This window comes from Rathayibacter sp. VKM Ac-2856, assembly GCF_013205055.1.
In the GTDB taxonomy this organism is placed as follows: Bacteria; Actinomycetota; Actinomycetes; order Actinomycetales; family Microbacteriaceae; genus Rathayibacter.
This window is the reverse complement of record NZ_JABMLF010000004.1, coordinates 135,070-157,192: the sequence shown is the minus strand read 5'-3', so window position 1 is coordinate 157,192 and position 22,123 is coordinate 135,070. Positions and strand designations below refer to the sequence as shown.

The following is a 22,123-nucleotide window of genomic DNA, read 5'->3' as shown; positions in this document are numbered from 1 at the left end:
ATCCCGCAGAACCCGTCCCGCAGAACCCGTCCTGCAGAACCACGAAAGGTGAGACCGTGATCCTCGTCACCGGCGCGACCGGCCAGCTCGGCTCCGCGATCCTCGACACCCTCCTCCTCCGCGGCGTCCCCGCGATCGGCAGCAGCAGGCAGGAGCGGCCGGGCCTGCGGAGGATCGACCTCGACGATCCGTCGACGGTCTCCTTCGCGGGCGTCGACACCCTCGTCCTCGTCTCGGCCGGCGAGGCGGAGGACGACGTCGTCATCGCCCGGCACGGGACGGCGCTCGCCGCGGCGGAGCGGGACGGGGTCGGGCACGTCGTCTACACGAGCGTCACGACGGCCGGCGATCACCTCGCCTTCGCCCTCGCGCACCGCTGGACCGAGCGCCGCCTCGCCCGCGGATCCCTCCGCTGGACCGTCCTCCGCAACGGCCTCTACGCCGACCTCTTCGGCTCGCTCCTCACGTGGTCCGGGCCGCGGCTCGTCTCGGCGTTCGGCCCGGGGGCGCTGGCCGCCGTCGCCCGCGAGGACCTGGCCGACGTCGCCGCGACGGTGGCCGCGGCTCCGCGCCGGCACGAAGGCCGCAGCTACGACCTGGTCGGGCCCGCGATCACGGCGACCGACGTGGCGGAGTGGCTGGGCGTCGCGCTCGACGACCTCGGCCTGGCGGAGCGCCGGGCGTCGTACGAGTCCGCGGGGCTGAAGCCGTTCCAGCCCGCGATGCTGATGTCGATCCACACGGCGGTCCGCCACGGCTTCCTCGGGGATCCGGGCGGCGATCTCGCCGCGCTCCTCGGCCGGGAGCCGATCGACACGGTCGGTGTGGCGGCGGCCGCCGCGCTGGCGTCGCGACCGGAGCGTGCTCAGGGGGCCTGAACGCCGGCAGGGGCCGAGCGCCGTCAGAGAGCCTGAGCGCCGTCAGGACGTCCGAACGCCGTCGAGCACCGCCAGGCCGAGGGCGGCGAGGGTCTCCTCGTTGCGCCGATAGTGCGACCACGGGCCGATCCGGGTGCAGGTGACCAGGCCGGCGCGCTGCAGGGTCGCCATGAACTGCGACGCCGTGGACTGCGACACCTCGGCGCGGGCCTGGATGTGCTTGAGGCACACGCCGACCTCCTCGGCCGGTCGATCCTGCGGGGGGAAGGAGCCCGGCTCCTTCAGCCAGCCCAATATCGCCAGGCGCGTCGGGTGCCCGAGCGCCTTGAACGCCGTCACCAGTTCCTCGTCGCTCAGCTCCGCCATGCTCCTACTGTATCGCCACATCGCGATATCCCGATGTCTGCTAGACAGGGGATCGTGAAAACACGATGTGAGGAGCCGGCATGACGAGGACAGCACTGGTGATCGGAGCGCGAGGGGTGATCGGGGGAAACCTGATCCGGCATCTCGAGCAGGACGCCGGCTGGGACGTCGTCGGCGTCTCGCGGCGGGGCGGCGCGGACACCGCCCGCGTCCGGCAGATCGCGGTCGACCTGCTCGACCGGGAGGCGACGGCCGCGGCGCTCGCGGGGGAGGCTGCGGTCACGCACGTCTTCTACGCCGCATACCAGGACCGGCCGTCCTGGGCGGAGCTGGTCGCGCCCAATCTCGCGATGCTCACCCACGTCGTCGACGCGATCGAGCCCGTCGCTCCGGACCTCGAGCACGTCTCGCTGATGCAGGGCTACAAGGTGTACGGAGCGCACCTCGGGCCGTTCGCCACGCCCGCGAGGGAGGACGACCCGCCGCACATGCCGCCGGAGTTCAACGTCGACCAGCAGCGGTTCCTCGAGCGCCGGTCGGCGGGCGCCCCGTGGTCGTGGTCGGCGCTGCGCCCGTCGGTCGTCGCCGGCGTGGGCCTGGGCAACCCGATGAACCTCGCGATGGTGATCGCGGTGTACGCCTCGATGAGCCGCGAGCTCGGGATCCCGCTGCGCTTCCCCGGGGCGCCCGGCGCGTACACGAGCCTGATCGAGATGACCGACGCGGACCTCCTCGCGAAGGCCACCGTCTGGGCGGCGACCGATCCGGGGAGCCGCGATCAGGCGTACAACATCACCAACGGCGACCTCTTCCGCTGGTCGTCGATGTGGCCGAGGATCGCCGCGTTCTTCGACCTCGAGGTCGCTCCGCCGCTGCCGATGAGCCTGACCGAGGTCATGGCCGACAAGGGCGCCCTGTGGCAGGCGATGATCGAGCGTCACGGGCTCGTCCCCACCCCCTACGAGGACGTGTCGTCCTGGCGGTTCGGCGACTTCGTCTTCGGCTGGGACTACGACGTCATCGCCGACACCTCGAAGTCGCGGCGAGCGGGCTTCCACGAGTACGTCGACACCGAGGCGATGTTCCTGCGCCTCTTCCAGGACCTCCGCGATCGCCGGCTGATCCCGTGAGCGGCGGGGCGACGTCGTACGGGGCGCCGGATCTCGATGCGCCCGCTCCGCGGGCTGCTCCAGTGGACGTGCGAGGGGCTTCGAGGCGTGCGCAGAGCCCGGTCCGGGTCCACTCGGCTACGGCGCGGTTCGCGAGTGGACCAGTATCGGGCGGTATGTCGGCCTCTGGCCCCGTTCCGGGTCCGGTCGGTCGGCGGAGTCGCGCTCATCATGCTGGTCGAATAGCCGCCGGGGGCGGCGTATCGCGACCCACCCGCCTGCACACGTGGATCTCGATACGCCCGCTGCGCGGGCTACTCGATCAGCATGCAGTGGGCCCGATGCGCGGGGGCGCGGCGTCCGCTGTCAGGGGGCCGGCTCCGGGCGGTGGACGCCGCGGGGGCGGTAGCCGAGGGTGTCGGAGGCGCCGAGGAGGTCGGCGAGGTACCAGAGGGTGGCGAGCCACATCTCGGTGCCCTGCAGGCCGGCGTCGGCGTCGTGCAGGCGGAAGGCGAAGCCGCGGCCCGGGCGCCACTGGCCGAGGATCTGCGCGAGCAGGGTCCGGGCCAGGGGCTCGACCTCGGCGTCGCGGTAGCCGGTGCCGCGGGTGAGCCAGAGCGGGTGGACGAGGTCGAGGGCGGCGCAGGCGTCGACGCGCTCGGGCCGGAACCAGCGGTCGTCGCGGGCGTGCCGGAGCACGGTGTCGCGGACCGCCTCGGGGTAGGGGAGCGGGAGACCCTGCTGCGCGAGGGTGCCGCGGGTCGTCCGGTACGAGCCGTTGACGAGCAGGAGCAGTCCGCGCTCGGCCGAGCCGTCGCCCCACATGCCGCTGCGGGGATCGGCGCGGGTGAGCAGCCAGCCGGCCAGCGCCTCCTCGAGGCCCGGCGGGATCGCGTCGCCGCGGCGGCGGGTCCAGTGCAGCGCGGTGCCGATCGCGTCGACGTGGTGGCCGGCGTTCCACGGGTCGTCCCGCCAGCGCAGGCCGTCGAGTCGCGCGACGAGGCCCTCGGGGGTCTCCTCGGTGACGGCGGTCAGCGGCTGCGCGAAGCCCGAGCCGAGCAGGTCGAGCGCGTAGCCCGCGCTGAGCACGCGGTACGCGGCCTCCGGATCGGTCCAGAGATCGGCGCCCGGGACCGGCAGTCCCCGGAGCCGGGCGACGGCGGCCGCGGGATCGACGCCGGGCGGCGGCGTGCCGAGCAGCAGGTCGGCGAGCTCGACCGCGTCGCCCAGCGCGCGGTCGCTCGGCGCGGCGCTCGGCCGGTCGCGGAAGGCGAGTCCGTCGTCAAGAGCGGCTCCGTCGACCAGCGCCCCGCGGAGGATCCCCGCGATCTCCTCCCGCGCCCGGTCCGCGAGGCGCGCGGCTCCCGAGACCTCCGCGTCGGCCGGCGGCACGCGCCAGCGCAGCCGCCGCGCGGGGTTGCCGCCGACGATCGCTCCGGCAGGCACGTCCTTCGTCACGACGGCGCCGGCAGCCAGCACAGCGTGGTCGCCGACCGTCACGCCGTCGAGCACGACCACGTGCGAGCCGATCCAGACGTCGTCGCCGATGCGGACGCCGCGCGAGGTCAGCGGCTGGCGGAAGACCTCCGTGCCGGGCTCCATCGAGTGGTTGAAGCCGAGGATCGAGGTGTGCGCGCCGATCCGGACGGCCGAGCCGAGGACGACGTCGCCGCGGACGACCGTGTAGGGGTTGAGCGAGCAGTCGGCGCCCACCTCGACGTCACCCGTCAGGTACGCTCCGGCGGCGATGTAGGAGCGGTCGCCGAGCACCAGGCGCTCGGGGTCGAGCGCGGCGGACTCGGAGACGAAGCAGTCCGCGCCGATGCTCCAGCCGGGATGCGCGGCGACGAGTGCGCGCTGCAGGCCGAGCTGGTGCTCCCGCCGCTCGGGCGAGGCCTCGGCCCAGAACGACCACGGCGAGTGCTCGTGGCGGTCGATCACCGCTCGCCGCGCTCCGGTCGCCCCGCATCGGACCGCCCCGTCTCGGGCCGCCCCGGCGCCGCCGTCGACGCGCGCACGATCAGGCTCGGGTTGAGCTGCACCCGGTGCACGGGCCGCTCCGGGTCCTCGATCCGCTGCACGAGCAGCCGGACCGCGGCCTCGCCGACCCCGGCGCGCGGCGGGCTGACGGCGGTCAGCGCGGGCGTGAAGAGCTGCGCGACCTCGTCGTCGTAGGCGATCACCGAGAGGTCGCCGGGCACGGAGATGCCCCGGTTGAGCGCGAGGTCGACGAAGGCCATCGCCTCCGGGTCGGAGTGCACGAGCAGCGCGGTGACCCCGGTCTCGAGGGCCGTCTCGAGGGCCGCGTTCACCACCTCGGAGAAGTCGGCGCTGGCGCGGTCGGGCAGCGTCTCCTCGAAGTGGTCGGCGGGGGTGAGGCCGAGCGCCTCGCAGGCCGAGAGCCAGCCCGCGGTGATCTTCCGCGAGGTCGGCGAGTTGCGCGAGAGGATCAGCCCGACCTTGCGGTGCCCGAGCTCGGCGAGGTGGCGCGCGGCGAGGACGGCGCCGAGCGCGTGGTCGGTGGTGACCGACTCCGCGGGCGTGCCCTCCGGCTCCAGGACGGCGTCGCGCTCGACCAGGACGGACGGGACGCCGCAGTCGGCGAGCCAGCGCAGGACATCGCCCGAGTGCTCGGTGTCGGTGTTCGGTGCGACGATCAGCCCCCGCACGTCGCCGGAGCGCAGCAGCCGCTCGAGCACGGGCCGCTCGTCCTGCAGCTCGTAGGAGGCGCCGCGCAGGACGACGTCGTAGCCGAGGCTGCGGCCGGTCGCCTCCATCCCGTGCAGGACGCCCGGCCAGTAGTAGTTGAGCGAGGGCACCAGGACGGCGATCGAGCCGAGCTCGACCTTCTCGGGCTCGGCGGCGGCAGCCGTGGCGCCGGCCGAGCCGGAGAGGACGACCGCACCGCCGTGGACGCGGCTGAGCAGGCCCTCGCGCTCCATCTGCACCAGGTCGCGGCGCAGCGTGACGGTCGCCACGCCGAGCGCCTCGGTCAGCTGGGAGATGCGGACGGCGCCGTCGACGCCGAGGGCCGCGAGGATGTGCGCCCGCCGCTCGGCGGCGAGGGGTGGGGACTGGGTCTGGTCGCTCATCGTTGGTCTCCGATCGGTGGGTCCAGGTCTATCGCGATCCGCAGCTCCCTGCGCGCCGTGGCGTCGATCTCGAGCAGCGTGAGCCGCTCGCCCCAGACGCTCGTGAGCATCGGATCCTCCAGGGAACGGACGACGATCCGGTGCTCGCAGGCCGGATCCCAGGCGATCCGCAGCGGGCGGGCGGCCCCGAGCGGACGGACCCGGGCGGCTCCGCGCTCGGTCACGACGTCTCCCGCGAGGAGCAGGCGGATCGAGGTGCCGGGCTCATCGTCATGATCGTCCCACGGGGCGAGGTCCCAGCGGTCCTCGAGCACGACCCTTGCGGACGGGCGATCGAGGGAGGGGCGGTCTAGGGACACGGTCCGGCGCCAGGAGCGCAGCCCCGTCCCGGGGTAGGCGGCGGCGAGCTCGGCGGAGAAGGAGGCGGACGCGTCGTCCAGCGTGACGGACACGTCGGCGGCGGCCGCCTCGCGACCGGGCGGCTGCCCGAGGCCGCGGACGACGGGCAGGTTGTGCCACTCGCTCCGCATCGTCCAGATGCTGTAGCGCTCCGGGCCGAAGGTGGCGGCGGTGTAGGTGGGGCGGCCGGCGTCGACGACGACGGGCACGCCGTCGCTCGCGACCTGGAACGACCCGACGTCGTTGTGGTTGTGGTGCTCGGCGTTGTGCCCGCCCTTGGCGACGAGGGTGAGACCCTCGGCCGAGCCCTCGGTCGTGCGCGCCAGGAGCACCTGCACCGACTCGAGCCAGACGTCGCGGGGGAGGGGCGGGAGTGCCGCGGGGGCCCCGGGCTGGACGGCCCCGGGCTGGACGGCGGAGACCCAGAGCGGGTCGGTCGCTCCGTGCAGGAGCCGGCCGAGTCCCTCCTTCTCGGACGCGGCGGGCTCGCCCGGCGAGCGCTGCGCGGCGGCGTGCGCCATCGCGGCGGCGTCGCCCACCCGGCGGCCCGCGCGGTGCACGGCGTGCCAGGGCTGGTCGCGCGACTGCAGGGCCTGGCCGTCGGCGTGCGCGACGTACCAGTCGCCGCCGAGGTGCGAGCGGTGCGGGAAGGCGACGGTCGCCCGCAGCGCCGGCACCGCCGAGGCGTCCCAGGCGCCGCCGGTCGCGTGCGCGAGGACGTCGAGCGCCTCGAGGGCGCGGCAGGCGCCGTTCCACCAGTAGGCGTAGCCCTCGTCGATCGCGCCGTCGTCCGGGAGCACGGCGACGTAGCGGTCGAGCGCGGCCACGGCGCGGGTGACGACGGCGGCGCGCTCGTCCTCCTCGCCCGGGCCGTCGAGCAGGCGGAGGGCGGCGACGAGCACGTTGCCGGTGATCCACGGGTTCCAGTTGTGCACGTCGCCGTCGAGGCCGAGCCAGTGCCAGTCGTCGCGGGCGAGGAAGGGGTCGAGCACGCGCCGGCGGGTCTCGAGGCGGATGCGGCGGCGGAGCCCGGGGTAGCGGTCGTCGAGGCGCTCGCCGAGGACGTGGTCGAGCCAGGCGAGCTGGCCGGCGACCTCGCCCGCCCCGAGATCGAGGAAGGGGTCGGCGACGTCGGCGAGCACCGAGCCGTGGCGGCGCAGCGCGTCGTCGTGGGCGGGCCAGCACCAGGAGCTCTGCTCGCAGAGAAGCTGCACCCCGTCGGCAACGCGGTCGAGCCAGAGGTCGCCGTCCGCGCCGGTGCCGGCGGCGCTCGCCGCGAGCAGCACCGCGCGGCTCAGCCGCCGCTGCCGCTCGAAGGCGCTCTGCTCCCAGCGGTCGCGGTTCCCGTCGCGGTGCACCCGGACGGCCTCGCTCGCGAGCGGCTGCGGCCACGGCACGAGCAGGTCGGCTTCGGCGCGCGCGGCGACGGCGGCGAGGGTCGGCGCGTCCGCCGCCGCCCACGCGTCGCGGTCGGCCGCGGTCGGCACCGGCAGCGACCGCTCCGGCGCGACGAGGACCCCGCGCGCCGACAGCGGACCGCTCGGCGAGAACGCGGCGGCGAGCGGTCCGCGGAAGGACTCGATCACACCCGGCGACGATGCCGGGTCGGGGTGCTGAGGCATGCAACCGATCATAATCAATCAATTTGCTCCAACAAAAACATTGAGGTGATCGATTCACGTATGTAAGCTCCTGTTCTGTTCAGCGCCGGACATGGCACTGCCGCCAGGCTCGATCGCTCGCGGCTGCTGGATGACACGATTCAAAGGAGAACCACCGTGGACGAGGGGAACCTCCGCGCCGACTGGACGCGCGAGCACTGGCTCGCCGTCGCGGACGCGCTGCTCGCCGCCGTGGCTCCCTACGCCAGCGCCGGTCACGGCCGGATCACCCTCCCCGGCGCCGAGGGCGGCTACGGCCGCGCGGTCGACGGCCTCGAGGGCTTCGCGCGCACCTTCCTCCTCGCCGGCTTCCGCATCGCCGGAGCGCGCGGCGAGGGTGTCGACGAGCTGATCGACTTCTACCGCCGCGGTGTCGAGACGGGCGTCGACCCCGACGCGGAGGACCGCTGGGTCCGGATCGACGAGCACGCGCAGGCCAAGGTCGAGGCCGCGTCGATCGCCCTCGTGCTCGACCTCACGCGTCCCTGGATCTGGGACCGCCTCGACGCCCGCACGCAGCAGCGCGTCGTCGAGTACCTCTCTCCCGTCGTCGGCGACGAGAGCTACCCGCAGACGAACTGGGTCTGGTTCCGCCTGGTCGTCGAGACCTTCCTCCGCTCGGTGGGCGGCCCGTGGTCGATGCAGGACGTCACCGCGGACCTGGCCCGGCACGACTCCTTCGTCCGCGAGGACGGCTGGCTCGCGGACGGCGCGGAGCGCGCCTTCGACCACTACGTGGGCTGGGCGCTGCACGTGTACCCGGTGCTCTGGTCGCGCATGACCGGCGCGGACGAGCTCGCTGCTGAGCTGGCGGACGAGCCGGCGACGCCGCGCACCGCCGCCGACGTCGCCCGGCTCGACCGCTACCTCTCCGATGCCCTCGCGCTCGTCGGCGGCGACGGCTCGCCGCTGCTGCAGGGCCGCAGCCTGATCTACCGCTTCGCCGCCGCCGCGCCGTTCTGGGCCGGCGTGATCGCCGAGGTGCCCTCGCACTCCCCGGGCCGCCTCCGCCGCGCCGCGAGCGCGATCGTCGAGCACTTCGCCGAGAACGGCGCGCCCGGCGAGGACGGCCTGCTCTCGATGGGCTGGCACGACCCGTGGCGCCTGCTCGCGCAGTCCTACTCCGGCCCCGGCTCGCCGTACTGGGCGGTCAAGGGCATGCTCGGGATCGCGCTGCCCGCGGATCACCCGGTGTGGGCGGCGCCGACTGAGCCGCTCCCGGCCGACCTGCTCCCGATCGAGCAGGGCGACGACCTCCGCGCGATCGTCTCGCCCGGCTGGATCGCCTCGGGCACGAAGGCGGACGGCATCGTCCGCGTCGTCAACCACGGCACCGACAAGGCCCTGCCCGGCGCGACGACCGGCGACTCCCCGCTCTACGCCCGCCTGGGCTACTCCACCGCCACCGCGCCGCTGCTCGACGAGCGCGGCTGGGCGGAGGCGCTCGAGCAGAGCGTCGCGCTCGTGGACGCCGCGGGCGACGCGACCCACCGCACCGGCATGGAGCTCACCGAGGTCCGCCTCGACGCGGACGGCCGCGTCGGCGTCGCCGGCTCGACCTGGGACGCCCACTGGATCACTCCGGAGCGCACGAGCCACCGCCACGGCGAGGGCCTGCGCGGCGCCGTCCGCGTCGCCGGCCGGATCACCGTGCACTCGCTGGTGCGCGGCCCGTGGGAGCTGCGCCTCGCCCGCGTCGACGAGCTCGCCGCAGACGTGAGCCCCGCGGATGTGCGGCTGCGGATCGGCGGCTGGCCGATCGCCGGCGAGCGGATCGACGCGCACACGGATGCGGACACCGCGACGGCCCGGGTGTCAACCGAAGGCCGCACGAGCACCCTCACCGCGCTCACCCCCGGCGCCGTCCCCGCGGTCGTCGCCCGTGACGGCGCCAGCCCGCTCGGCCCCGCCGTCGGCGTGCCGACCCTGACCCTCCCCGCGGAGGTCGGCGCGCTCGTCGTGGCGCTGGTCGGCCTGACCGCCGGAGCGGAGGCCCCGCTCGCGGGCCCCGCCCACGTGAATGTCGCCGACCACACCGACACCCACACCCTGTCCGTGACGGCGACCTGGCCCGACGGCCTCGTCACCGAGCACCGACTCGCAGATTCCGGACTTGCCGCGCGGCGGCTCCGGTACCCGAGGACCCGAGGTGGAGTCCCCGCCGCAGATGCAAAGGAGCAGCACGCATGAAGAGAAGACTCACCGCAGCCGGAGTGGCCCTGGTCGCCGCCCTGTCCCTCACGGCCTGCTCGAGCGGCGGCGGAGGCGGCGACGCCCCCGCCGCCGACGGCCCGATCACGCTCAGCCTGTCCGGCTGGAGCCTGAGCACGACGCCCGAGTTCCAGGCGCTCGCCGACGCGTTCCACGAGAAGGACCCCGACGTCACGATCGAGGTCAAGGAGTACGACGCGGCCAACTACGACACGCTGATGACCGCGGACCTCGCGGCCGGCAGCGGCCCGGACATCGTCACCCAGAAGAACGTCAAGAACGTCGTCACCTACCAGGCCGGCGGCCAGCTGCTCGACGTCTCCGACATCGAGCTGCCCGACGAGCTCGGCGGCGCGGAGGCCTACGAGGTCGACGACAAGCAGTGGGCGACCCCCTACCGCCAGGACTCGTGGGTCCTCTTCTACAACAAGGCCCTCTTCGACCAGGCGGGCGTCGCCTACCCCGACGGCTCCTGGACCTGGGACGACTACCAGGCCACCGCGGAGCAGCTGACCACCGCGCTCGCCGCGGCCGGCAGCAGCGCCGTCGGCACCTACGAGCACAGCTGGCAGTCGACGGTGCAGGGCTTCGCGAGCGCGCAGACCCCGGACATCGACATCCTCGACGCCGACTACGGCTACCTCGAGCCCTACTACGAGCGCGCCCTCGCGCTCCAGGACGCGGGCGCGCAGGCGGAGTACAACACCGTCGTCGCGAACAAGCTCACCTACCAGGCCGAGTTCGGCAAGCAGAACGCGGCGATGATGCCGATGGGCACCTGGTTCGTCGCGTCGCTGATCGCCCAGCAGGCGTCCGGCGACTCGGACACCTTCGACTGGGGCTTCGCGCCGATCCCGCAGTTCGACGAGTCGACGACCGGCATGGACCAGACCCCCGTCACCTTCGGCGACCCGACCGGCTTCGGCATCAACGCGGGCATCGACTCGGGCAAGCAGGCCGCGGCCAAGGAGTTCCTCGAGTTCGCGTCGAGCGAGGAGGGCGCGGAGGTCGTCGCCTCCCTCGGCATCACCCCCGCCCTGACCAGCGACGCGGTCGCCGAGGCCTACTTCGCGGTCGACAGCGCGCCGACCGACGAGGTCTCGAAGTTCGCCTGGTCCACGCACGACACCAAGCCGGAGAACCCGACCTCGGCCAAGACGGCCGCCGTCCAGAACGTGCTCCTCGACCTGCACACCGCCGTCATGTCGGGCTCGACGAGCCTCGACGACGCCGTGAAGAGTGCCGAGGACCGCGTGAAGAACGAAGTCGGCACCGACTGATCCCCGTGGCGGCCGGCCCCGCGCGGGCCGGCCGCCGCCCCCTCTTCTTCCCCCCTCGGACCCTGGAGGTCTCATGACGACCCTCGCCGCCGCGGACGCCGGCACGTCGACTCCGCCGACGCCGTCGCCCCTGCCGCCCCGACGACGCCGCTCCGCGTACGCCGTCCGGAACATGCTGATCGGCTGGACCTTCATCCTCCCGAACTTCCTGGGCTTCGCCGCGCTCACGCTCGTGCCGGTGATCACCCTCTTCTACATGTCGATGACCGACTGGAACGTCTTCGGCCAGGCGAACTGGGTCGGCATCGCCAACTTCCAGCGCCTGATCGGCGACGCGAGCTTCCGCATCGCACTGCTGAACACGCTCTACTACGCCGCGCTGCACATCCCGCTGACGCTCGTCGTCTCGCTCGGTCTCGCACTGCTGCTCAACAACAAGCTCCGCGGCGTCGCGTTCTTCCGCACGGCCGCGTTCTTCCCCTACATCACCTCGATCGTCGCGATCGCCGTGGTCTGGAACCTGCTCTTCAGCCCGGAGTACGGCCCGATCAACCAGCTGCTCGGCCTGATCGGCATCTCCGACCCGCCCGGCTGGCTGACCTCCTCGGAGTGGGCGATGCCCGCCGTCGTGATCATCAGCACCTGGCGGGACATGGGCTACTACATGATCCTGTTCCTCGCCGGGCTGCAGACCGTGCCGCGCGAGCTGCACGAGGCCGCCCGCGTCGACGGCGCGAACGTGTGGCAGCGCTTCGTCAACGTGACGATCCCGGGGCTGCGCCCGACCACCTTCTTCGTGACGGTGATGCTCACCATCAACTCGTTCAAGATCTTCGACCTGATCCTCGTGATGACGCAGGGCGGTCCGGGCCAGGCGACGCTCGTGCTCTCGCAGTTCATCTACCAGAAGGGCTTCCAGGAGAACCAGTTCGGCTACGCGTCGGCGGTCTCGGTCGTGCTCTTCCTGCTCTGCATCCTCGTGACGCTCGTCCAGTTCTTCCTCAACCGAAGGAGCGAGTCCCGATGACCGGACTTCTCATCCCCGACGGCGCTCCCGCTGTCGTCGGCGTGAACGAGCCGCTTCCCCCGCGCCGCAAGGAGGCCGGGCGCACCCCGGCCCGCCGGGTCGGCCGCGTCCTCGGCTACGCGGTGATGATCATCGCCGCCGCCGCGCTCCTGCTGCCGTTCTTCTGGATGATCACGAGCTCGGTGAAGACGCCGAACGACGTGTTCTCCGTGCCGGTGAAGTGGTTCCCGGAGACCTTCGTCTGGAGCAACTACGTCGAGATCTGGACCCAGTCCGGCATGCTCACCTGGATCCGCAACACACTGCTGCTCGCGGTCGTCGTCACGGTGCTGCAGGTGCTGACCGGCTCGTTCGCCGCCTACGGCTTCTCGCGGATGCGCTTCCCCGGTCGCGACGTGCTCTTCCTGGTCTACATCGGCACGATCGCCGTGCCGTGGCAGTCGTACATGATCCCGCAGTTCATCCTGCTGTCGAACCTCAAGGTCTCGAACACCCTCTGGGCGATCATCCTCATCCAGGCCTTCGGCGCGTTCGGCGTCTTCCTGATGAAGCAGTTCTACGAGACCATCCCCGAGGAGCTCTCCGAGGCCGCGCGACTGGACGGCCTGAGCGAGTACGGGATCTGGGCGCGGATCATGGTGCCCCTCTCGATCCCCGCGATCGCGAGCCTCACGCTGCTCACCTTCGTCGCCACCTGGAACGACTACCTCGGACCGCTGATCTACCTGCGGAACCCGGACCTCTGGACGATCCAGCTGGGACTGCAGAGCTTCGTCAGCACCCTCTACGACGCCAACTACGCGCTGCTGTTCGCCGGACTCGTGATCTCGGTGGTCCCGATCGCCGTGATCTTCCTCCTCGGCCAGAAGTACTTCGTCGAGGGCATCGCGACCAGCGGACTGAAGGGCTGATCGTGCGCCGCATCCCGAACGGCCTCTACGCCTCGCTCTTCGGCGTCGCCTACCTGATCCTGGTGACGAACGTGCTGCTCCTGGTCGCCTGCCTGCCGCTGGTGCTGCTGCTGGTGACGACGGATCCGGTGCTGTCCTGGCCGCTGCTCGCCGCGGCTCTGCCGCTCTGCGCGCCGGCCCTGATGGGCGCCGCCGCGGTCTTCGCGGCGCACTCCCGCGGCGAGACCGCGGTCGTGCGGATCTTCTGGCGGGCCTGGCGCGGAGGGTGGCGCCGCCCGGTCGGGCTGCTGGCCGCGGCCACCGCGGTCGTCGCCCTGGTGCTCGTCGACGTGCGGTTCCTCGCGCCGACCCAGATCGGCGTGGTCGTCATCCCGTTACTCGGGATCATCGCGCTCCTCGTCGTCGGCTGCGTCCCCGTGGCGCTGGTCGCCCTCGCCGAGTCGGGCTCCTCGACGCTGCGCCAGGCGGTCAAGGCCGCGGTGTACCTCGCCGCCCGCCGCTGGCACCTCTCGGCGGTCTCGCTGCTGGTGCTCGCGTTCCAGGCGTACCTCTTCACCGCCTCGCCCGCGCTCGCCCTCGGCGTCTCGGCCGCCCCCGCGCTCTACCTCGTCTGGGCGAACGCCCGCTTCACCCTCCGCCCCGCCCTCGCCGCCGACCAGCCGGTCGCGGCCTGACCTCCCACGAAGGACTCTCCCCATGACGACCACTCCACCCACCACGGGGAGGACGACCACAGAGCAGAGCATCGTGCAGGCCGTGGCGGACGCCCTCGAGGTCGTCCGCCGCATGATCGCGGTCTTCGGCTCGAGCTACCCCGACGACACCACCACGGACGGCCGCTACCCGATCCGCCCGGCGGCGCAGGGCTTCGCGGCCGGCGCCAACCGCGGCTGGACGACGAGCTTCTGGCCCGGGATGCAGTGGATCGCGTGGGAGGTCACGGGGGAGGACGTCTTCCTCGACGCCGCCCGCGGCCACCTCGCCGACTTCGCCCGCCGCGTCCGGGAGGGCGAGGACCTCGAGACCCACGACCTCGGCTTCCTCTACACGCTCTCCTCCGTCGCGCCCTTCCGGCTGCTCGGCGACGAGCTCGGCCGCACCGCCGCCCTCGAGGCCGCGGACCACCTGATGACGCGCTACCTGCCCACGGCGGGGATCGTCCAGGCCTGGGGCGACCTGCGCGATCCGAAGCAGCGCGGCCGCACGATCATCGACTCCCTGATGAACATGCCGCTGCTGACCTGGGCCGGCGAGCAGACCGGCGACCCGCGCTACGCGGAGGCGGTCGCGCGCCACATCGAGGCGCTGCGGCAGAACATCCTCCGCCCGGACTCCTCCACCTTCCACACCTTCTACTGGGACGCCGAGACCGGCGAGCCCCTGCGCGGCGGCACCGAGCAGGGCGCGTTCGACGACTCCTGCTGGGCGCGCGGCCAGGCCTGGGGCGTCTACGGCTTCGCGATGGGCTTCCGCGTGCTCGGCGACGAGGGGCTGCTGGCCGCGTCGCGCGCCTGCGCCGAGTACTTCCTCGCGCACCTGCCGCAGGACCTGATCCCCTACTGGGACCTCGTCTACGCGGAGGGCAGCGACGCGCCCCGCGACAGCTCGGCCGCGGCGATCGCGGTCTGCGGGCTGCTCGAGCTCGCCCTGGTCGAGACGGACGCCGAGTGCGCCGAGCGCTGGCGGGGCGCCGCGCACCGGATCCTCGCGGCGCTGATCGAGGAGTGCGCTCCCGAGAGCCCCGAGGCGGCCGACACGGTCCTCCTCCACAGCGTCTACGACCTGCCGAAGAACGTCGGCGTCGACGAGGGCACGCTCTGGGGCGACTACTTCTACCTGGAGGCGCTGATGCGCGTCTCGCGACCGGAATGGCGGCCCTACTGGTGAGACTCGTCAGATTCGAGAGCGCCGAGGGCGCCCGGACCGGGGCCGTGCTGGACGGCGACCGCGTGCTCGACCTGGGCACGGCGACGGTCGTGGAGCTGCTGGCCGACCGCGCGCTGCTGACCGCGGCCCGGGCGGTCGGCGCTTCGACCCTCCCGCTCGACTCCCTCCGCCTGCTGCCCCCGGTCATGCCGGGCAAGATCCTCTGCATCGGCTACAACTACCGCGGCCACGTGCCCGCCGGCGGCGAGGACCGGCCCGTGCCGACGACGCCGGACGTGTTCGTCAAGACGCCGAACACCCTCGGCGCCCCCGGCGACCCGGTAACCCTGCCGCTGACCGCCACCGACGTCGACTACGAGGGCGAGATCGCGCTCGTCATCGGTCGCGGTGGTCGCGACATCCCGCTCGAGGAGGCGGCCGCGCACATCGCCGGCTACACCCTCGTGAACGACGTCTCCGAGCGCACCTGGCAGGGCCGCTCGAGCCAGTGGACGCTCGGCAAGTGCTCCGACGGCTTCGCCCCGCTCGGCCCGTGGCTCGTCACGCCGGACGAGATCGCGGACACCGGCGACCTCCGCGTCGAGGTCGTCCGCGACGTCATCGCCACGGGCAGCCCGCAGAAGCTGCCGGAGGCGCTCGCGGCGCACCGCCCGCTGGCCGACGGCGACGCGGTGACGATCCGCGTCGACGGCATCGGCTCCCTCACGACGACCTTCCGAAAGGCACGACCATGACCGACGCTGGATTCACGCCCGCCGCCTTCACCGTGGACGCCTTCCGCCTCGACGGCCGGGTCGCCGCCGTCACCGGGACCAGCCGGGGCATCGGCCGGGGCGCCGCGCTGGCGCTCGCCGGGGCCGGCGCCGACATCGCCCTGATCGACCGGGGCGACGCCAGCGAGACCGCCGAGCTGATCCGCGGGCTGGGTCGTCGGGCGCACCTCATCCGCCGCGACTTCGCGACCGCCACGCCCGAGGAGCTGCACTCCGCGATCGACGAGGTCGTCTCCGAGCTCGGCCGGATCGATGTGCTGGTCAACAACGCCGGCACGATCAAGCGCACCCCCGCGGCCGAGCACAGCGCCGCGGACTGGGACGAGGTGCTGAAGGTGAACCTCGACTCGGTCTTCCACCTCACCCAGGCGGCCGGCCGGCGGATGATCGAGCAGGGCTCGGGGCGCATCATCACCGTCGCGTCGATGCTCTCCTTCCAGGGCGGCATCACCGTGCCCGGCTACACCGCGTCGAAGCACGCGGTCGCCGGTCTCACCAAGGCGTTCGCCAACGAGTGGGCGGCCTCCGGAGTGACGGTCAACGCGATCGCCCCCGGCTACCTCGCCACCGACAACACCGCCGCGATCCGCGCCGACGAGGCCCGCGAGGCGTCGATCGTCGCGCGCATCCCGGCCGGCCGCTGGGGCACCCCGTCCGATCTGCAGGGCGCCTTCGTGTTCCTCGCCTCGGACGCCGCCGCGTACGTCACGGGGACGATCCTCCCCGTCGACGGCGGCTGGCTCGTGCGCTGACGCGAGCACCGCCGCCGCACCCCGCACTTCGCAGAACCGACCCGACAGGAGCATCCGACATGGAGCAGCGCTACGCCACCAACCCCTCGCAGATCCCGGGCATGACCACGGAGGACCTGCGGCGGGAGTACCTCGTCCCCGAGGTGTTCGTCGCCGGCGAGATCCGCCTGGTCTACACGCACCACGACCGCATCGTGCTCGGCGGCGCCGTCCCCGCGGGGCAGCGTCTCGAGCTCACCGGCTACGAGGAGATCCGCAGCGACACCTTCCTCGAGCACCGCGAGCTCGGGATCGTCAACGTCGGCGGCACCGGCACGGTGACCGCGGACGGCGAGACGTACACGCTGGTCTCGGGCGCCTGCCTCTACCTCGGTCGCGGGATCGAGGCGGTGGTGTTCGAGGACGCCGCCGGCGGTTCGGGCTCCGGCTCGGACGCCGGCGCCCAGTTCTACCTCTTCTCCGCCCCCGCGCACACGACGTACCCGTCGGTGCTGGTCGCGCCGGGCGAGGGCACCGTCCGCGAGCTGGGCGAGCAGGCGACGAGCAACCGCCGCACGCTCAACCAGTACATCCACGAGAACGGCGTGCGCAGCTGCCAGATCGTCATGGGCGTCACGACCCTGCACGAGGGCTCGATGTGGAACACCATGCCCGCGCACACCCACGACCGCCGCACCGAGTGCTACCTCTACTTCGATCTGCCCGAGGACGCGCGCGTGATCCACCTGCTCGGGGAGCGCCAGGAGACCCGGCACCTCGTCGTCGCCGACCGCCAGGCGATCCTCTCGCCGAGCTGGTCGCTGCACTCGGGCGTCGGGACCGCCGCGTACTCCTTCGTCTGGGCGATGGCGGGCGAGAACCAGGCGTTCGACGACATGGATGCGGCGCCGGTGAAGGACCTGGCGTGAGCGCAGGATCCGCCGGGCCGGGAGTGCTGCTGGCCATGGGGGAGACCATGGCCGTGCTGGTGCCCTGCGGCGGGTCCGTCGCCGACGCGGACGACTTCCTCGTCGACGCGGGCGGAGCGGAGTCGAACGTGCTCGCGCACGCCGCGGCGCTGGGGGTGCCTGTCCGCTGGCACAGCAGGCTCGGCGCCGACGCGCTCGGCGAGCGGGTGCTCCGGCAGCTGGCGGCCCGGCGGATCGACGTCTCGCGCGTCGTCCGCGACCCGGAGCGCCCGACCGGCCTCTACGTGAAGGATCCCGGCCGCGGCGTCGCCTACTACCGGGCGGGCTCGGCGGCCTCGCGCCTCGACACCGCCGACGCCGACTCCGCGCCCTTCGACGGCGTGGCGCTGCTGCACCTGTCCGGGATCACCGCGGCGCTCTCGCCGGGCGCCGACCGGTTCCTGCGCCGGGCCGCCGTCCGGGCGCGCGAGCTCGGCATCCCGGTGAGCCTGGACGTGAACCACCGCGCCGCGCTGTGGAGCGCCGCCGACGCCGCCCCCGTGCTCGCCGCGCTGGTGCGGCTGGCCGACGTGGTCTTCGTCGGCCGCGACGAGGCGGAGACCCTCTGGGGCACCCGCACCGCGGAGGACGTCCGCGCGGCGTTCCCGGACGTCGCCGAGCTGGTCGTCAAGGACGGCCACATCGGCGCGACGGCGTTCTGCGCCGGCGCCGTCTTCGAGCCCTCGCACGAGGTGGAGGTGCTCGACGCGGTCGGCGCGGGCGACGCCTTCGCCGGCGGCTACCTGGCCGCCCTGCTGCAGGGCGCCGACCACCGCGACCGCCTGCGCCGCGGCCACGACCGCGCCGCCCTGACCCTCGCCGTGGCGGGCGACTCCCTCGACGAGAGAACGGCACGACCATGACCAGCCCCTTCGACGACATCTTCTCGGGCGCCCCGCTGATGGCGATCCTGCGCGGGATGGGCGTGGAGCGCTCGATCGCCCTCGCCACCACCGCCTGGGACCTCGGCATCGACTCGGTCGAGGTGCCGCTGCAGACGGCGGAGGACGAGATCGCCCTCCGCGAGGTCGCGCGCCTCGGCACCGAGCGAGGGAAGACCGTCGGAGCGGGCACGATCGTCCGCCCGGAGCAGGTCGCCCTCGCCCGCGAGGCCGGCGCCGGCTACCTCGTCTCGCCCGGCCTCGACCAGCGGATCCTCGCCGCCGCCGGAGCCGTCGACCTCCCGCTGCTGCCCGGAGTGGCGACGCCCTCCGAGGTGCAGCTCGCCGCCTCCCTCGGCCTCACCTGGCTGAAGGCGTTCCCCGCGACCTGGCTCGGCGCCGGCTGGTTCAAGCACATCCGCGGCCCCTTCCCCGGCATCCGCTTCGTCGCCACCGGCGGCCTCGACGCCGGCAACGTCGCCGAGTTCCTCGACGCCGGCGTCCGCGTCGCCGCCGTCGGCTCCGCCCTCGAGGACGCCGCGCAGCTCGAGCGCCTCGGCGCCCTGCTCGCCGCGTCCCGCGCCTGACCGCCCCCGCTGCATGCTGATCGAGTGGTGTCGAGATCCGCGCGCCCCGAGGACCGCCGGCGTCAGAACGGCGCCGGCGCGTCGACGAACCGCGGCCGCGGGGGCGGGTCCGGCGGACGTCCGGGGAGCGGGGGCGGCCGGGTGCTGATCCGTCTGCCGGTCGGAGTGGACCAGGCGATCGTCCCGTCGTCGGCGAGCTCGTAGGTCCAGCGGTCGCCGTGGCGGACGTGGTGGTGCGCGGTGCAGAGGGTGGCCAGGTTGCCGAGCGAGGTCTGCCCGCCGTTGCGCCACTCGACGGTGTGGTCGGCCTCGCTGGTCGCGGCGGGCCTGGTGCAGCCGGGGAAGCGGCAGGTCTGGTCGCGCAGCTGCAGGTGCAGGCGCATCCGGGGCGGCGGCACGCGCCAGGTCCGACCGACGGAGGTGACGGCTCCGGTGTCCCGGTCCGTGAGCACGCGGGTGAAGGAGGCGGCCGTGCGGATGAGCTCGCGCGCGACCTCCGCGGGGACGGGACCGTAGCCGTCGAGATCGGCGGGGACGTCGTCGAGGCCGGCGGCGGTGGACGCGGGCAGCGTGAGGCGCACGTCGGCGCGGACGCCCGGCACGAAGGTCGGGTCGGGGCGCTCCCCGTCGAGGGGCGTGGTGCCGGTGACGTCGCCGTCGCAGAGCAGGTCGACGGCGGCGTCGGCGCTCAGCTGCTGCAGGGTGCGCGGGTCGCCCTCGTCGCGGAGGACGCGGGCGATGCGGCGGAGTCGGTCGTGCGCCCCGAGCACGACGGGCGCGGGAGCGTGCAGGCAGAGCGTCGCCATGCCGTCGACCTCGGGGGTGACCCAGACGGCGCGGTCCTCCCGGGCGCGGGCGTGACGCTCGGCGAGGGGCTGCTCGTGCAGCTCCTCGCGCCAGCGGCGGAGGGAGCGGCGCAGCTGCGTCGGCGTGAGGGTGAGGGCGGCGTCCGCAGCGCGCTCGTCGAGGACCGCCCTGGACTCGGCGGGCAGGCTGCCCGCGGTCCGGCAGATTGCCTCGCCCGCCTCCCAGTGGATCCGAGCGGCGGCGAGCAGCGCGCGGGTGAGGGGGAGGTGCTCCATGAGGAGCTGCGCGTTCTCGAGGCGGCGCGAGGCGTCCTGCTCGGAGACTCCGATCGCGGCCGCGAACTCGGCGCGGATGGACCGCTCGACGAGGTCGCGGGTGTCGCCGCGGGACAGCCCCCGGGAGAGCCCTCGCGCGAAGGCCTCCGGGTGGGCGAGGGCGAGGCGGTAGCCGACGTGGAGCTGCTCGGCCTCGGCGAGGCGCTGCGGAGCGGCGGCGCGGGCGAAGAGCGCGGCGCGATCGCCGCAGGCGCGCACCCGGGCGAGGGGCCCCTCCGCTGTCTCGTTCTCGGTCATACGCGTATTGAATCAGGGACCACCGACAGCGGGAGGGCTGGGGGGCGCAGACGGGGAAGTCGGAGGCGGATCGGGGGGTGTGGAGGAGGTTCGGGCGCTCGGAGTGCGGTGATGGTGGGTCTCGATACGCCCTTCGGGCTGCTCGACCAGCATGGGTGGCGAGCTCGGCTGCAGGTGCTCGCCGCCGCCTGGTCATGCTGATCGAGTAGTCCGCGGAGCGGACGTATCGAGATCCGCATGCTCGATCACGTGGGTCTCGATACGCCCTTCGGGCTGCTCGACCAGCATGAGGGGGAGGGGGTGTGCACTCCCACAGGCGTTGGGTATCGTGGCGCGCTCCCGACCGAAGGAGTGCTCGTGAACCGTCACCACGCCGCGGCAGGGGCCGCCGGGATCCTGCTGCTCGCGCTCGCCGGATGCAGCTCGCCGGCCGATCCGCCCGCGTCCGACCCGCCCGCGCCGATGCCCACGACAGCGCCCACCACGACAGCGCCCACCGCGACCGCCGCCGCCACCGGCGGGCTCGGCGTCGCCGTGACCTCCACCTGCGAGTACGGCTCCGACCCGCAGTGCCTCGACGTCGCCGGCCAGTACGTGCTCGTCGACCCCGCGGCCTTCAGCCGGGCGGGCGTCGCCTCGGTCGAGGTCACCGGCTCCGACGACGGGCAGGCCGACGACGGGCAGGCCGACGACGGGCAGGCCGTGAGCGTGCGCTTCGACGAGGAGGGCGCCGCGCTCTTCCGGGAGGCGACCGCCGAGGCCGCCGAGGCCGGCGGCGACGCCCGGCTGCTGCTGCGCGCCGGGGACGTGGTCGTCTCGGCCGTCACGGTCCTGCAGGAGATCGAGGGCGACACGGTGCAGATCCTCCCCGGCGACGAGGACGCGCAGGACCTCGCCGACCGCATCCTCGCGGGCTGACCTCGCCGGGGGGATCCGCCCGCCACGGCTCACCCGCCGAGCCCCGCCCTACGACTCCGCGGCCTCCGCCCCGAGCCGCACCGCCAGCTCCATGCAGCGCAGGCGCGCCGGCGAGAAGTCGTAGGGCATGCTCCGGACGACCTCCGCCGCGCTCCTGGCGCGCGCACTCGCGGCCGGCCCGGCGGCGGGCGCCTGCCCGCTCGCCCCGCCGTCGTCCTCCGGCGGGTGCCGCTCGTCCCACGCGGCGAAGAGCGCGTCGTCCTCCTCCGCCTGCCCGGCCTCGTCGCAGGCGCGCATCAGCGCGGTCTCGAAGGCGTGCCGCCCGGCCGCCACCCGCTCCACCCGCGGGTCGTCCACGGCGACCGTGTCGTCCAGCGCCTCCTCGGCGGCGTCGACGCGGTCGGACTCCGCCCGCAGCTCCGGATCGCCGGCGAGCGCGACGAAGCGGCCGGCCTGGACCGCGGCGCCGAGCGGACCGAAGACCCGCTCGGTGACCAGCAGGGCGTCCAGGTCGTCCTGGCGCAGCGAGCCCTCGGGCGCGGACTCGAGCCGGCCGGACACGAGATCGTCCAGCAGCCCCAGCCGGGGGCCGAGGGTCCGCATCCGCTGCACCGACGCCCGCTTCCGCCGCAGCTCGGCCTCCTGCGCGGCGAGCGCGTCGTCCAGCCGCGCGAGGACGTCGGCGACCTCGTCCGCCCCGCCGCCACCCTCCGCACCGCCGCCACCACCCGGCGCGGCGCCGTCGAAGGCGTCGCGGATGTCGTCGAGCGCGATCCCCGCGTCGGCCGTCCGCCGGATCCAGAGCAGCCGGATGATCTCCTCGTAGCCGTACCGCCGCCGCCCGTCGGCGCCCCGCTCGCGCTCGGGCAGAAGTCCCAGCCGGTGGTAATGGCGGATCGCCCGGGGCGTGATGCCGACGAACGCCGCGGCGTCGCCGATCAGGACCTCTCGGGGCGGACTCGGGAACGACGGCATGGCGGGCCTCTCGACGCGGGCGGAACAGGACGTGCATCGAGCAGACCACATGACGCTGCGGCAGGAGCAAGCCGGGGACGGGGCCGCGAC

At 73.7% G+C, this 22,123-nt stretch carries 20 protein-coding genes; 14 read left to right on the top strand and 6 right to left on the bottom strand.

Annotated features, from left to right (window positions below; translation table 11 throughout):
- Positions 1-56: 56 nt before the first annotated feature.
- The gene (locus tag HQQ82_RS13700; protein WP_173234131.1) at positions 57-878 is read left to right on the top strand and encodes an NAD(P)H-binding protein; all 822 of its coding nucleotides are present in this window, start codon (positions 57-59) and stop codon (positions 876-878) included.
- A gap of 42 nt (positions 879-920) precedes the next feature.
- Here HQQ82_RS13700 and HQQ82_RS13695 read toward each other — a convergent pair whose 3' ends face one another.
- Positions 921-1,244, bottom strand: a complete 324-nt coding sequence (locus HQQ82_RS13695; protein WP_173234129.1) for a helix-turn-helix transcriptional regulator — start codon at positions 1,242-1,244, stop codon at positions 921-923.
- Between the two features lie 80 nt (positions 1,245-1,324).
- On the opposite strand from HQQ82_RS13695, the gene HQQ82_RS13690 reads away from it, so the two are divergent.
- Positions 1,325-2,374: an SDR family oxidoreductase gene (locus HQQ82_RS13690; protein WP_173234127.1), complete on the top strand. Its 1,050-nt coding sequence runs from the start codon at positions 1,325-1,327 to the stop codon at positions 2,372-2,374.
- A 345-nt stretch (positions 2,375-2,719) separates the two neighbouring features.
- On the opposite strand, the gene HQQ82_RS20385 is transcribed toward HQQ82_RS13690, so the two are convergent.
- Genes HQQ82_RS20385 through HQQ82_RS13675 form a run of 3 tightly spaced genes read right to left on the bottom strand, consistent with a single transcriptional unit; the run spans position 2,720 to position 7,466 of the window.
- A complete protein-coding gene (locus HQQ82_RS20385; RefSeq protein WP_173234125.1) occupies positions 2,720-4,294 on the bottom strand; it encodes a DapH/DapD/GlmU-related protein in 1,575 nt (524 codons plus the stop codon).
- Complete coding sequence (locus HQQ82_RS13680) at positions 4,291-5,445, bottom strand: substrate-binding domain-containing protein (RefSeq protein WP_173234124.1); 1,155 nt, start codon at positions 5,443-5,445, stop codon at positions 4,291-4,293. The genes HQQ82_RS20385 and HQQ82_RS13680 overlap by 4 nt, the downstream gene beginning before the upstream one ends.
- The gene (locus HQQ82_RS13675; protein ID WP_173234122.1) at positions 5,442-7,466 is read right to left on the bottom strand and encodes a heparinase II/III family protein; all 2,025 of its coding nucleotides are present in this window, start codon (positions 7,464-7,466) and stop codon (positions 5,442-5,444) included. The genes HQQ82_RS13680 and HQQ82_RS13675 overlap by 4 nt, the downstream gene beginning before the upstream one ends.
- A 156-nt stretch (positions 7,467-7,622) precedes the next feature.
- Between HQQ82_RS13675 and HQQ82_RS13670 the strand changes: the two genes are divergently transcribed.
- The 11 genes from HQQ82_RS13670 (at position 7,623) to HQQ82_RS13620 (ending at position 18,761) form a co-directional block, all read left to right on the top strand.
- Positions 7,623-9,695: a DUF2264 domain-containing protein gene (locus HQQ82_RS13670; RefSeq protein WP_173234120.1), complete on the top strand. Its 2,073-nt coding sequence runs from the start codon at positions 7,623-7,625 to the stop codon at positions 9,693-9,695.
- Entirely contained in the window at positions 9,692-10,996 is a 1,305-nt protein-coding gene (locus tag HQQ82_RS13665) for an extracellular solute-binding protein (RefSeq protein ID WP_173234118.1), read from the top strand. The genes HQQ82_RS13670 and HQQ82_RS13665 overlap by 4 nt, the downstream gene beginning before the upstream one ends.
- 73 nt (positions 10,997-11,069) lie before the next feature.
- Positions 11,070-12,023 (top strand): carbohydrate ABC transporter permease, encoded by a 954-nt coding sequence (locus tag HQQ82_RS13660; RefSeq protein ID WP_173234116.1) that lies wholly within the window; start codon positions 11,070-11,072, stop codon positions 12,021-12,023.
- Positions 12,020-12,934, top strand: coding sequence for a carbohydrate ABC transporter permease (locus HQQ82_RS13655; protein ID WP_173234114.1), 915 nt, complete (start codon positions 12,020-12,022; stop codon positions 12,932-12,934). Before HQQ82_RS13660 ends, HQQ82_RS13655 begins: the two co-directional genes overlap by 4 nt.
- 2 nt (positions 12,935-12,936) lie before the next feature.
- The gene (locus HQQ82_RS13650) at positions 12,937-13,608 is read left to right on the top strand and encodes a ferredoxin-NADPH reductase (protein WP_173234112.1); all 672 of its coding nucleotides are present in this window, start codon (positions 12,937-12,939) and stop codon (positions 13,606-13,608) included.
- 22 nt (positions 13,609-13,630) lie between these two features.
- Positions 13,631-14,821, top strand: coding sequence for a glycoside hydrolase family 88 protein (locus HQQ82_RS13645; protein WP_173234110.1), 1,191 nt, complete (start codon positions 13,631-13,633; stop codon positions 14,819-14,821).
- Positions 14,818-15,555, top strand: coding sequence for a fumarylacetoacetate hydrolase family protein (locus HQQ82_RS13640; RefSeq protein ID WP_367947956.1), 738 nt, complete (start codon positions 14,818-14,820; stop codon positions 15,553-15,555). The genes HQQ82_RS13645 and HQQ82_RS13640 overlap by 4 nt, the downstream gene beginning before the upstream one ends.
- A complete protein-coding gene (kduD, locus tag HQQ82_RS13635) occupies positions 15,552-16,346 on the top strand; it encodes a 2-dehydro-3-deoxy-D-gluconate 5-dehydrogenase KduD (protein ID WP_173234106.1) in 795 nt (264 codons plus the stop codon). The genes HQQ82_RS13640 and kduD overlap by 4 nt, the downstream gene beginning before the upstream one ends.
- Before the next feature lie 59 nt (positions 16,347-16,405).
- A complete protein-coding gene (kduI, locus tag HQQ82_RS13630; RefSeq protein WP_173234104.1) occupies positions 16,406-17,254 on the top strand; it encodes a 5-dehydro-4-deoxy-D-glucuronate isomerase in 849 nt (282 codons plus the stop codon).
- Positions 17,251-18,156, top strand: coding sequence for a sugar kinase (locus HQQ82_RS13625; protein ID WP_367947957.1), 906 nt, complete (start codon positions 17,251-17,253; stop codon positions 18,154-18,156). Before kduI ends, HQQ82_RS13625 begins: the two co-directional genes overlap by 4 nt.
- A complete protein-coding gene (locus HQQ82_RS13620; protein ID WP_173234102.1) occupies positions 18,153-18,761 on the top strand; it encodes a bifunctional 4-hydroxy-2-oxoglutarate aldolase/2-dehydro-3-deoxy-phosphogluconate aldolase in 609 nt (202 codons plus the stop codon). Before HQQ82_RS13625 ends, HQQ82_RS13620 begins: the two co-directional genes overlap by 4 nt.
- 62 nt (positions 18,762-18,823) lie before the next feature.
- Here HQQ82_RS13620 and HQQ82_RS13615 read toward each other — a convergent pair whose 3' ends face one another.
- Positions 18,824-20,140 (bottom strand): HNH endonuclease signature motif containing protein, encoded by a 1,317-nt coding sequence (locus tag HQQ82_RS13615; RefSeq protein ID WP_173234100.1) that lies wholly within the window; start codon positions 20,138-20,140, stop codon positions 18,824-18,826.
- Positions 20,141-20,497: 357 nt separating this feature from the next.
- Between HQQ82_RS13615 and HQQ82_RS13610 the strand changes: the two genes are divergently transcribed.
- A complete protein-coding gene (locus HQQ82_RS13610) occupies positions 20,498-21,058 on the top strand; it encodes a hypothetical protein (protein WP_173234099.1) in 561 nt (186 codons plus the stop codon).
- 48 nt (positions 21,059-21,106) lie between these two features.
- Here HQQ82_RS13610 and HQQ82_RS13605 read toward each other — a convergent pair whose 3' ends face one another.
- Entirely contained in the window at positions 21,107-22,033 is a 927-nt protein-coding gene (locus tag HQQ82_RS13605) for a MerR family transcriptional regulator (RefSeq protein WP_173234097.1), read from the bottom strand.
- Positions 22,034-22,123 lie beyond the last annotated feature (90 nt).